Annotated in this window: 9 protein-coding genes; 4 read left to right on the top strand and 5 right to left on the bottom strand. The window is 69.2% G+C overall.

What is annotated here, in order from left to right; translation table 11 throughout:
* Positions 1 to 9: 9 nt before the first annotated feature.
* Together AB0B45_RS02170 and AB0B45_RS02175 are read left to right on the top strand one after the other, a co-directional pair.
* The gene (locus AB0B45_RS02170; RefSeq protein ID WP_358123920.1) at positions 10 to 690 is read left to right on the top strand and encodes a DUF4191 domain-containing protein; all 681 of its coding nucleotides are present in this window, start codon (positions 10 to 12) and stop codon (positions 688 to 690) included.
* A complete protein-coding gene (locus AB0B45_RS02175) occupies positions 690 to 1,451 on the top strand; it encodes a class I SAM-dependent methyltransferase (protein WP_358123922.1) in 762 nt (253 codons plus the stop codon). Before AB0B45_RS02170 ends, AB0B45_RS02175 begins: the two co-directional genes overlap by 1 nt.
* Positions 1,452 to 1,533: 82 nt before the next feature.
* Here the strand turns inward: AB0B45_RS02175 and AB0B45_RS02180 are convergent, their stop codons facing one another.
* On the bottom strand, positions 1,534 to 5,763 hold the full coding sequence (locus AB0B45_RS02180; RefSeq protein WP_358123924.1) for a GH92 family glycosyl hydrolase: 4,230 nt from the start codon (positions 5,761 to 5,763) through the stop codon (positions 1,534 to 1,536).
* A gap of 108 nt (positions 5,764 to 5,871) precedes the next feature.
* Entirely contained in the window at positions 5,872 to 6,339 is a 468-nt protein-coding gene (locus tag AB0B45_RS02185) for an RDD family protein (protein ID WP_358123926.1), read from the bottom strand.
* A gap of 128 nt (positions 6,340 to 6,467) precedes the next feature.
* Between AB0B45_RS02185 and AB0B45_RS02190 the strand changes: the two genes are divergently transcribed.
* Together AB0B45_RS02190 and glnA are read left to right on the top strand one after the other, a co-directional pair.
* Positions 6,468 to 7,481 carry a hypothetical protein gene (locus AB0B45_RS02190; protein WP_358123928.1) on the top strand — a complete coding sequence of 338 codons (1,014 nt, stop codon included), beginning with the start codon at positions 6,468 to 6,470 and terminating at the stop codon, positions 7,479 to 7,481.
* A 95-nt stretch (positions 7,482 to 7,576) separates the two neighbouring features.
* Positions 7,577 to 9,001, top strand: coding sequence for a type I glutamate--ammonia ligase (gene glnA / locus AB0B45_RS02195; protein ID WP_358123930.1), 1,425 nt, complete (start codon positions 7,577 to 7,579; stop codon positions 8,999 to 9,001).
* A gap of 194 nt (positions 9,002 to 9,195) precedes the next feature.
* Here the strand turns inward: glnA and AB0B45_RS02200 are convergent, their stop codons facing one another.
* Genes AB0B45_RS02200 through AB0B45_RS02210 form a run of 3 tightly spaced genes read right to left on the bottom strand, consistent with a single transcriptional unit; the run spans position 9,196 to position 11,808 of the window.
* Positions 9,196 to 9,438, bottom strand: a complete 243-nt coding sequence (locus AB0B45_RS02200; protein ID WP_358123932.1) for a helix-turn-helix domain-containing protein — start codon at positions 9,436 to 9,438, stop codon at positions 9,196 to 9,198.
* A gap of 46 nt (positions 9,439 to 9,484) precedes the next feature.
* Positions 9,485 to 9,820 carry a hypothetical protein gene (locus AB0B45_RS02205; RefSeq protein ID WP_358123934.1) on the bottom strand — a complete coding sequence of 112 codons (336 nt, stop codon included), beginning with the start codon at positions 9,818 to 9,820 and terminating at the stop codon, positions 9,485 to 9,487.
* Positions 9,817 to 11,808 carry a hypothetical protein gene (locus AB0B45_RS02210; protein ID WP_358123936.1) on the bottom strand — a complete coding sequence of 664 codons (1,992 nt, stop codon included), beginning with the start codon at positions 11,806 to 11,808 and terminating at the stop codon, positions 9,817 to 9,819. The genes AB0B45_RS02205 and AB0B45_RS02210 overlap by 4 nt, the downstream gene beginning before the upstream one ends.
* Between the last annotated feature and the right edge of the window lie 9 nt (positions 11,809 to 11,817).

Consider the following 11,817-nt stretch of genomic DNA (forward strand, 5'->3'; position numbering starts at 1 on the left):
CTTCACAACATGGCGAAGCCCGTAGACCCAGAGAAGCCGGGGCGCATCAAGCAGCTCCGCATGATCGCGAAGATCATCCAGCAGGCCAATCCCAAGGGGATGCCGATCGTCTTCCTTTCGGCGGTCGCCACGCTGGCGGTGGTCATCGTGATCGGTCTGGTCACGGACTACTTCTGGTACTCGATCGTCCTCGGCATCATGCTGGCGTTCACCGTGGGCCTGGTCGTGTTCGGCCAGCTCGCGCAGCGGGCCCAGTACCGCATGCTCGACGGCCAGACCGGCGCGGCCGCGGCGGTCCTGCAGGGCATGCGGGGCAACTGGGAGGTGACCCCGGCGATCGCCGCCAACCGTGACCAGGACCTCGTGCACCTGGTCGTGGGCTTCCCCGGCATCGTCCTGGTCTCCGAGGGCCCGGGCAACCGCGTGCAGAAGATGCTCGTCGGCGAGAAGAAGCGCCTGCAGCGCGTCGTCATGGACGTGCCCGTCTACGACGTCCAGTGCGGCGACGGCGAGGGGCAGATCCCGCTCGGCAAGCTGCAGCGTCACCTGATGAAGCTGCCGCGCAACCTCAAGAAGCCCGCGGTCAACCAGGTGAAGGACCGGCTGCGCTCGCTGCCGAAGAACCTGCCGATGCCCAAGGGCCCGATGCCCAAGGGCGCGCGGATGCCGCGCGGCCCGAAGATGCGCTAGTGCTGTCGGCTTCGTCGCGGGCCAACCGCTTCTGGTGGGACGGCAACGCGGACGAGTACCAGGTGGAGCACGGCGAGTTCCTGCGCGACTCCGGCTTCATCTGGTGCCCCGAGGGCGTCGACGAGGCCGAGGCACACCTGCTCGGCCCGGTCGAGGGCAAGGACGTGCTGGAGATCGGCTGCGGCGCCGCCCAGTGCTCGCGCTGGCTGTCCACACGAGGGGCGCGGGTCGCCGCGTTCGACATCTCCCACCGGCAGCTGCGCCACTCCCAGCGGATCGACATGGAGACGGGCCTGCGGGTGCCCGTGCTCCAGGCCGACGCCGAGAGCCTGCCCTTCGGCGACGGCGCCTTCGACGTGGTGTGCTCGGCCTTCGGGGCGCTGCCGTTCGTGGCCGCGCCGCTGAGCGTCCTCACCGAGGTGAAGCGGGTGCTCAGGCGGGGCGGCCGGTTCGTGTTCTCGGTGAGCCATCCGATCAGGTGGGCCTTCCCCGACGATCCGGGCGAGCGCGGCCTCACCTCTGACCGCTCCTACTTCGACCGCACGCCGTACGTCGAGACCGACGACGAGGGAAGGCCCACCTACGTCGAGCACCACAGGACCATGGGCGACTGGGTCGGCCTGATCGCGGCGAGCGGGCTCACCCTGACCTCCCTCATGGAGCCGGAGTGGCCGGACGGCCATGACCGGGTGTGGGGCGGATGGAGCCCGCTGAGAGGCCGTCACCTCCCCGGCACGGCGATCTTCACCTGTAGCGCGTAGCCATCGAACGGCCGCGGTGCCGCCTGGGAGCTGCGGCACCGCGTCTGCTCCTTCTCAACGCTCTCGACGTCCGGTCACGGGTTCAGCAGTTCTCCGGACCTCGCACCGTGTTCGGCAGGCCGTTGTCGCGCATCGCGGGATCGTTGCCCGAACAGGTCAGCGGACCGCCGACCGTGCTGGCGCTGACCAGCGGCCCCGCGCCGCCGGTCAGGGTGACGGGACCGCCGACCTCGGCCGCCTCCAGGCTCACCTCGCCCCGCACGCCCGACACGCTCACGGGGCCGCCCACCGACGCGCCGGTGAGGACGAGCGCGGCGGCCTTGTGCGCGGTGACGGGCCCCTCGACCCTGGCGTCCTTCGCCAGGAGCGCGGCGCCCTGCCGTACCGTGACGGGGCCCGTCACCGTGGCGCCCTCCGCCAGGCAGGTGACGCCCTCGGCCACCGTCAGCGGCCCCCTGTGGGTGCCGCTGACGGTCCTGGAACAGGCCTGGTCGGGTACGGCCAGCAGTTCCAGCTCGGCGACGTGCCCCGACGTCGTGAAGCGGTAGTGCCCGAACCGCCCCGGCTTGGCGATCTTGAAGGGTCTGGTCTGCTTCTGCCAGGCGAAGCTCTCCTGCTTGCGCTCGTCGATGACGGCCCAGGTGACGCCGTCGTAGGAGCCCTCCAGCTTCCACTCCGAGGGGGCGGCGGAGGCGCCGGACGTGAGCGTGTAGAAGGTGACAGGCTCGCGCCCCGCCGCCGTCAGCGTGACGGGTCCGCTGAAGACCGCCTCGGTGGCCGAGGTGTCGTCCGAGAGCGCGGCAGGGCCGCCGGTGACCCGGATGTCGCGCATCGGACGCGGCGACCGCCCCTCAGGGGTGATCGACTGTAGCGGCGAGCCCCACGTGGAAGGCTCGGGCCCCATGTCGAAGTCGAGCACCGCGCCCTTGGCCAGGACGTCGTGCGGCAGCGAGGTGGAGGCCCAGGCCCTGCCGTTCACCTTGAGCCCCTGGACGTAGACGTTGCGCGCGCTGTTCTTCGGCGCGTTGACGACCAGGTCCTTTCCTCCCGGCAGGTGCACGGTCGCCTTGGTGAACAGCGGGGAGCCGACCGCGTAGTGCGGGCTGCCCATCTGGAGGGGGTAGAAGCCGAGGGCGCTGAAGAGGTACCAGGCCGACATCTCGCCGTTGTCCTCGTCGCCCGGGTAACCCTGGCCGATCTCGCTGCCGAGGTAGAGCCGCGAGAGCGCCTCCCTTGCCTTGGCCTGCGCCTTCCACGGCTGGCCCGCGTAGTCGTACATGTAGATGATGTGGTGGGAGGGCTGGTTGCTGTGGCCGTACTGGCCCATCCTGACATCCCTGGCCTCGCGCATCTCATGGATGATGCCGCCGTAGGAGCCGGGGAACGTCGCGGTCTCGGGGGTGGCGAAGAAGTCGTCCAGCTTCTTGGCCAGGCCCGCGCGCCCGCCGTACAGGGAGGCGAGGCCCACGCCGTCCTGGGGAGCGTGGAAGGCCATGTTCCAGCCGCTGGTCTCGGTGTAGTCGTAGCCCCACACGCGCGGGTCGTACGACGACGGCGTCCAGCGCCACTTGCCGGCCGAGTCGCGGCCCTGGAAGAAGCCGACCGAGGGATCGAACATGTTGACGTAGTTGAGCGCCCTGGAGCGGAAGTACTCCGCCTCCTCCGTACGGCCCAGCGCCTCGGCCATGTTCGCGATGCCGAAGTCGTTGATGTAGCCGTCGACGGCCCACGACATCGCCTCGCCCACCTCGTCCCTCGCGGTGTAGCCGCGGAAGACCGAGGTCTGCATGCCCTTGCGGCCGACCGCGCCGTTGGGCGGCACGACGGTGGCGTTCTTCAGCGCCGCCTCGTAGGCGCCCTGCACGTCGAAGCCTCGTACGCCCTTGACGTAGGCGTCGGCGAAGGCCACGTCGGAGCTGGTGCCGACCATCAGGTCGGCGTAGCCGGGCGAGGACCACCTGGCGATCCAGCCGCCGTCACGGTACTGCTGGACGAACCCGTCGATCAGCTCGCCCGCCTTGTCGGGTGTGAGCAGCGAGTAGGCGGGCCAGGTGGTCCTGTAGGTGTCCCAGAAGCCGTTGTTGACGTAGATCCTGCCCGGGACGATCTTCGCTCCCGTCTGGGTGGGCGTGTCGGGTCCGGTGCGCGGCGCCACGGGGCTGGCGTAGCGGGCGCCCTCGGGGGTGTTCTCGAAGCCCGAGTTCGGATACAGGAACAGGCGGTAGAGGTTGGAGTAGAGCGTGGTGAGCTGGTCGTCCGTGGCACCCTCGACCTCGACGACGCCGAGCTTGTCCTCCCAGGCCTTCTTCGCCCTGGCCCTGACCTCGTCGAAGGTGCCCGCCTCCAGCTCCAGGTTGCGCTTGGCCTGCGCGACGCCGATGAAGGAGGTGGCGATCCGCATCGTGACCTGCTTGGCGCCGAAGGCGAGGTAGCCGGTGACGTTGTCGCGGCCCGCCCCCGTCAGCTTGCCGCCGCCGGTCGGGGTCTGGTCGAAGACGGCGTAGACGAACATCCTGGTCGCGCCGGCCGACAGGCCGCTGCGGGTGTCGGTGAAGCCGGTGACGACTCCCCCGTCGATCGTCAGGCCGCCGTTGTTGTTGTAGTTGTCGAAGATCAGGCTGCCCCGCTGGTCGGGGAAGGTGAAGCGGAACACCGCCGAGTGGTCGGTGGGGGCGATCTCCGTACGGATGCCGTTGAGCAGGTCGACGGAGTAGTAGTACGGCCTGGCCGTCTCCCTGTCATGGGTGAACTGGGTGGCCCTGGCCACCCTGTCGGGGTTGGGCGTGGCCAGCAGCGAAGGCATGACCTGGAAGGACTGCCTGTCGCCCATCCACGGGCTCGGTTCGTGGCTGGCGGCGAAGGCCTGGATGGTCGGGATGTTGTCCGGGTTGCCGTTGCGCTGGTACTCGTACAGCCAGGTGTTGGAGCCCGACCCCGTCATCGGGGTCCAGAAGTTGAAGCCGTGCGGCACGGCGGTCGCGGGGAAGTTGTTGCCCCGGGAGAAGCCTCCGGTGGAATGGGTGCCCCTGGTCGTGATCGCGTGATCGGCGACGCTCTGCTGGGCCTGGGCCTTGGTGTCGGCCAGCGTGATGTCGTCGATGAAGCCCTTGAACGGCAGCGGCCCGACGGGCGCGTCGAAGGCGACGAGCACCCGCTTGACGCGCTTGCCCTTGGCGATCTCGCCGAGCCGTACGCGCTTGTTGTTCCACTGGTCGGCGTAGAGGGTCTTCGACTCGCCCTGGGCGCGCGCTCCCGCCTTGACGCCGTGGTGGTCGCTCGCCGCCAGGTCGCTGAGGTAGGTGCCGTCGGAGAAGGCCAGGTCGACACCGGCGTAGGTGCTGGGATAGCGCAGGTCGGCGCCCGTGAGCTCGGGGAAGATCTTGTAGGACAGCTCGGTGTCGGCGCCGACGGGGACGTCCACCTCGAAGAGCTTGTTGGTGGAGCGGCCGCCCCGCTCGGTCGTGGTGCTGCCCGAGTAGCGCAGCGCCTTCAGTCCTGTGTATCCGGCGCGCGGCTTGGCGGTGAAGCCGCCGCTCGGGCCGCCGCTGACCAGGCTGCGCATGTCGGAGGGCGGCTTGGGCGAGGTGTCGCCGTCGGACAGCTGCAGCTCGGCGAGCTGGACGATGCCGCCCGAGCCGTTGCGCGTGACGTTCAGCCGGTAGTACAGGTAGGCGCCGGGGGTGGCGACGTCGAACTCGCGGGTCTTCAGCCTGGCGTCGAACACCTCGCCGGCGCGGGTGTCGACCGCCGTCCAGCTCTGGCCGTCGGCCGAGCCTTCGAGCGTCCAGTCGCGCGGGTCGCGCTCGGGGGCGTCGTTCGCCGAGGCCAGCGCGTAGCGGGCCACCCTGATGGGCTTGGACAGCTTGGCCTTCACCCAGCCGGTGCCGGCGAACACCAGCCACTTGGTGTTGACGTCGCCGTCGAACAGGTTCTCCTTCACCTCTCCGGCCTCGGCGAACTCCCCGCTGGCCGCCACCTCGACGACCTCGTCGGTGATGTTGCCGGGGATGCCGCCGGTGGTGGAGCCGGTGACGCCTTCGGCGCCCTTGCCGTCGTCGACCGTGTTGACCCAGGTCGGCTGCGGCTGGCCAGGCTCGAAGGAGGTGTGGAAGAGCGCGTCGGTGGGGGCGAGGTCCACCTTCGCCCTGCGGGCGGTGGGAGGCGGGGTGACGTCGGGGGGTGGAGGGGGCGGGGTTGGGGTGGCGGACGGCGCGTCCGAGGGGAGTGGCGAGGGTGGCGGATCGGCCAGCGCCACCCCCGGTAACGCCAGGAACAGCGCGCTCGCCAACGCGGCCAGATGTGCTCTCCGCATGCCGGGACCTCCGAGGAAGCTGACAACGTTGTCACCGAAGATCCTTCGTGTAGACAACGTTGTCAACGCCCGGCCAGATCACCTTTTGATGAAGAGCGCTGTGCGCACCTACATACGGACGACCACGGTGTTGGAGACGCGGTCGTGAACGCCGCGCTGGTCCCTGTCGAAGATCACAGCGGGGACGGCGAGGCACAGCAGGATCGTGCGGACCAGGACAGGGAACCACCTCGGCCGGCCGCCGTCCATGGCGGCGACCCTGATGTTCATCAGGCGGTGCCCGAAGGTCTGCCCGAGGAACCCGACGAGCAGCAGGTACTGCACCGCGAAGATCGCCACCGGCACCCACGGCGACTCGGCGGGGTTGATCCTGAGCAGCGCCTGCGCGATCGCCCACGTGCAGATCAGCCAGTCGATGACCAGCGCGCCGAACCTGCGCCCGAACCTGGCGACCGAGCCGCTGCCCTCCTCCGGAAGGCCGAGGCGCTCACCTGGGTAGCCGAGATCCACGCCGGCGGACCTCACCCCGCCCAGCCAGGTCTGGGTCCAGCGGGGCCGCTGCTCCTTGCTGCTCATGCCCTCAACGGTATCGGAGGGGTGGCCGGTCCCGACGGCCGCACATCGTGATCCAAACGCGCTTCTGTCCAAGGTCATCCCGCCAGCATCATGGCTCAGCACCTTTCACATGAACGGGGAGTCAGGGGATGTCAGGGGACGATCTCGACGCGCGCTTCAACGAGCTCGTCGCGCAGATCGACGCGACCGAACAGCGCAGGATGCGGACCGCCGCGACCAAGGGGGCGCGCGCTCCCCGCCGGTCGCGCTCGAGGCGGCGCAGGTGGCCGGCGGTCTGGGCGGTGGTCGCCGTCGTGGCGGCGGCGGGCGTGCTCGTGGCGGCCAGGCCCGACCTGCTGTCGGAGGTCGCGCCCGCCGTACGGCAGGCCGCCCCCGCCCCCGGCCCCGTCCCCGGTCCCGTCCCCGAGGAGACCGAGCCCGTCGCCGTGCGGCCCGAGAAGCTCGGTCCCTTCGACGGGTCGAAGGCGGAGAAGTACGCCGAGGGCGTGGCCGGCATCGTCCTGCCGAAGGCCAAGGCCATGGGCGGCCTGTCGAAGAAGGAGGTCGCCAAGGGGCTGAAGCGGGCCAAGGCCCTGCTCGCCGCGGCCTACCTCGACCGCGCGGCGCTCATGGGCGGCAAGCCCAAGGCGTTCGTCGCCGCGCTCGATCCCGCCCAGCGGGCCGACTTCCGCAAGCACCTCGACCTGCGCGGGAAGGAGGTCTACAACAGCCGCGACGCGCTGGCCAGCTTCGCGCCCAAGACCGCCGAGCTGGTCACCGACGTCATCAAGACCAACGGAAGGATCACGCTCGCCAAGGACAGGCATGGAGTGCTCGTCAAGGTCAACCACGTGTTCGTCTACGCCGTCCAGCGGCCCGGCGCTCCCGACACCGCCATGCGGCTGGTCGTCCACGCCAAGGGAGAAGTCCTGCTCCAGCGCGTCGGCGGGCGCGTGACCACCTGGGCGCGCCTCTACCGGGACGGCGCCACTCCCGCCCGCTGCGACGTGGACGACGGCTTCATCCACCCCTTCTACGACGACTCGGCGCCCGACACCACGTCCAAGAGGTCGGACGAGCCGCCTTCCGACCCCTACGACCTCGACGAGAAGCCGACGAGGAAGAAGGACGACGCCGAGTGCAGCGCCTCGCAGCCGACCTGACGCCCCCTTAACACATGCGAAACAATCGGGACACGGCCCGGAAACGGCCGACCCCTAAGGTCGGCCTGATAGCCCATGCCCCGGGAGGTTCGAGAGTGTTTAACTCCGCCGACGACGTCCTGAAGTTCATTAGGGACGAAGGGGTGCAGTTCGTCGATGTCAGGTTCACCGACCTGCCGGGGACGACGCACCATTTCACCTTTCCCGTAGAGAACTTCGGCGCCAGCGTTTTCTCCGACGGCCTCATGTTCGACGGCTCGTCTATCCGCGGTTTCCAGGCCATCCACGAGTCGGACATGCTGCTGCTGCCCGACCCTTCCAGCGCCGTGCTCGACCCGTTCCGTCAGCACAAGACGCTCAACATCAACTTTTTCGTGCACGACCCGCTGACCGGTGAGGCCTACAGCCGCGACCCGCGCAACATCGCCCGCAAGGCCGAGGAGTACCTCAAGGGCACCGGCATCGCCGACACCGTGTACTTCGGGCCCGAGGCCGAGTTCTACATCTTCGACGACGTGCGCTTCGAGACCAACCAGCACTCGAGCTACTACTACGTCGACTCCATCGAGGGCGCCTGGAACACCGGCAAGGCGGCCGAGGGCGGCAACCTCGGCTACAAGCCCCGCTACAAGGGCGGCTACTTCCCCGTCCCGCCGATGGACCACTTCACCGACCTGCGCTCGGAGATGGTCCGCAACCTCATCGAGTGCGGCATCGACGTCGAGATGCAGCACCACGAGGTCGGCACCGCCGGCCAGGCCGAGATCGACTTCAAGTTCGGCACGCTGCTCAAGACGGCCGACAACCTGATGCTCTACAAGTACGTCATCAAGAGCACGGCGCTGGAGTACGGCCACACGGTCACCTTCATGCCCAAGCCGATCTTCGGTGACAACGGCTCGGGCATGCACTGCCACCAGTCGCTGTGGAAGGACGGCTCGCCGCTCTTCTACGACGAGGTCGGCTACGCGGGCCTGTCCGACACCGCCCGCTACTACATCGGCGGCCTGCTCAAGCACGCGCCTTCGCTGCTGGCATTCACCAACCCGACGGTCAACTCCTACCACCGGCTCGTGCCCGGCTACGAGGCGCCCGTCAACCTGGTCTACTCCCAGCGCAACCGCTCGGCCTGCGTGCGCATCCCGATCACCGGGTCCAACCCGAAGGCCAAGCGCATCGAGTTCCGGGTGCCCGACCCGTCGTGCAACCCGTACTTCGCGTTCGCGGCGATGCTGATGGCAGGCATCGACGGCATCCGCAACAAGATCGAGCCGCCGGAGCCGGTCGACAAGGACCTGTACGAGCTTCCCCCCGAGGAGGCGCGTCTGGTCCCGCAGGTTCCAGGCTCGCTGTCGGAGGTGCTCGACGCGCTCGAGGCCGACCACGACTACCTGCTCGAGGGCGGCGTGTTCACGCCCGACCTGATCGAGACGTGGGTCGCCTACAAGCGTGAGAACGAGGTCGACCCGATCAGGCTGCGGCCGCACCCGCACGAGTTCGAGATGTACTACGACGTGTGACGGCGCGGTTTTCCGGCCTCGGCGATCTTCCCAGAAATGGGCGCTGAGCTGGGAAAACCTTGTCGTTAGTTGTCGTTGTTTGTAGTTGCTGAGCAACGTCAACCGGAACAGAACCGGAACAGAACGGCCCGGCACCGTAATCGGTGCCGGGCCGTTCTTCGCTGGTGGGGAGGATGATAGCGGTTCCGCAATCCTCAGCTCGCCACCGACTCCGCGTAGTGTTCGTCCTCCCACGCTTCCACATCGGCGATCTTGTACCGGACGTGCTTGCCGAACTTCATGAACCGGGGGCCGCCGCCGCGCGAGTTCCAGGCGTAGACGGTCATGATGGGCACCCCCAATCGGTCCGCAAGGTCCTCCGGGCTCAGATGCTTCGCTGCCACCCATCCCCCTTCACGATCCTGGCCGCCTTCGCAACCTTTGTCGTCACTTGTCATCCTGACGCATTTGACGCAATTATCGCATATTGGCGCGTCATATGCTTCACCGGGCCTCCTTGGAGCTGCTCACCAGGGCCCCGATGCCCGACACCAGCAGCAGCGTGCCGCCGAGCGCGCCCCATGTGGCGGCCGCCAGCATCGACACCGCGGTGCCCGTCAGGGTGAGGCCGACCGCGCCCGCGCCGCGCCGCTCCAGCCCCAGCAGCACCGCGCCGACCGCCACGACAACCAGCGGCACGACCACGACGGCCTCCACGCTGGACACCTGCGCCAGCGGGGCGGCCGCCCACGCGACCGCCAGCCACGCCGCCACCGTCGCGATGCGCAGCGCCATGTCCTCGGCTTGGTGACCTCTCCTGGCCTCTACGTGCATAGTCACTGTGCAACCTCCTCCGTCATGGGGAGCTGGTAGGTGTCCCCGGTCTTCACGAGCGCCTGGTCGGCGGTCATCTCCAGCAGCACCCGGAACGCCGTCGCGGCCGGGATGCCGGTCCGGACGATCAGGTCACCGCCCGTCAACGCGCCGCCCTCGGCCCGCAGCTCGTCGTAGATCCGCTGGCCGTACTGCCGCTTCTGGCCCGGCGTGAACGGCGCGAACTCCAGGACGTTGTCCAGGTCGGCACCCTGCGCCAGCAGCGCATCCAGATCGGCCACCACCGCGGCCGCCGCATCGGCCGGCTCGACAACCGGCGTCGATCCCGGCTTCGCGGGCGGCTTGCCGTGCGCCATCCACACCAGCGTCTTGCGGGGCGCGTTCTTCGCCCACCGTGCGGGCTTCTCCTGCACGCGGGACCGCATCAGCACCGGGCGCGGCTCCCACCCGCACACGTAGCCCAGACCCTTCGTCGGCTGCCCGTTCGGGAACGCCTTGCGGATTCTGTGCGCGTCCACGTTCATCCGGCCCTGCAGCGCCGACCGGGCCGAGTACGCGTCGCCCGTGCGCAGCAGGATCACGGTGCCCGAGGTGACCAACGACAGGATTCGCCCGTTGCCGAGCTCGTCCACGGTCGGGACCTGCGTGATCAAGCCCAGCATGACGCCGGCCTTCGACCCCTCGGCCAGCAGCTCCTGCACCAGCTCGGCGATCTCGTCGTAGGCCAGCACCTTGTGAGCCTCGTCGATGACGCAGTACAGCAGGTCCAGGCCATCCATGCCGGGGTGGGTGTAGGAGTGCTTGCCGTGCTGCTCCTCGCCGTCCTCATCGGTCCACTGGATGTCCGCCAGCATCGCGTTGCGGGCGTACATCTCGTCCCGCAGCTTCAGCAGCAGCGCCTTGGTCTCCTCCACCCCGCGAGCCACCGCGCCCTCAGGCAGGTGCTGCATCCACTCCGGGCACGACTGGCCCTTCTGCGGGTCGCAGAACATCGGCGTGATGTGCTCGGCGTACATCATCTCGGTGAACAGCAGCCGCAAGATCGTGGACTTCCCAACCCGCATGGCGCCGCTGATCAACATCGGCAGCGGCCCGGATCCGGGCTCCCACAGCTGGATGCGAGCCTCGCCAGCGCCGTCCGCGTACGGGCCGATCGCCATGATGCCGGTGTCCATGTCGAGCGTCGGCTTCGTCCAGTACTGGATGTCCTGCACGGCCATCTCGTCGAGCAGCGTCAGGTCGGCGGCGTTCTGCGCGCCGTCCGCCGTCTCCTCGACATACACCAGGTCCAGCGGCTTGCCGTACGCGCTGGCGATGCGGGCGCGAGCCTCCATCGCCTCCTCGGTGGTCTGGTCTTCCAGGATGATCCGGTAGCGGGTGCCGTACTTGAACGGCGCACGGTCCGTCAGGTACGAGCCGGCCAGCACGCCGCGCGCTGCGCCAGGCTTCTTCGCCCACAGCAGCATGTTCCCGTCCGGGCCAGACGCCGCAGGCGCCGCCTCCAGCTCGCGCCGCTTGGGCTCGGGCCGGACGGTGCGCAGCCGGTACTTCCACCACCAGGGCGCGCTGATCAGCAGACCGGCGCTGAACAGCGCCGACTGCGCCCACCCGAACGGGCTGTCCACCGCGGCGGCGAAGGTGTAGCCCGCAGTGGTGAGCAGCGCTGCCGGGACCTGCGCCGGGTGCAGCCGCGCGGTCGCGCGGACCTTCGGCCACAGCGAGGCGACGGCGGCCGCCGAGAACGTCACGACACCGCCCAGCCACCAGGGCTGTCCGGTCACGTTCAGCAGCACGCCTGCACCCCACACCGTGGCGAGCGCACCGTACGGGGCCAGGCCGTACCGGTGCCGGTAGCTGAGCTGTTTCGCGTCCTTGAAGGTGGCCACGGCGGCGGCCAGCGCCTCCGCGCGCGCCGGCTGCCCGTTCTCGTGCCGGGGGTCGGCGTCGGGCTGCCGGTCGAGGACCGGCTGCTCGTTGGTGGTGATGGTCGCCACCGAAGCCTC

This window comes from Nonomuraea sp. NPDC049152 (assembly GCF_040648355.1).
In the GTDB taxonomy this organism is placed as follows: domain Bacteria; phylum Actinomycetota; class Actinomycetes; order Streptosporangiales; family Streptosporangiaceae; genus Nonomuraea.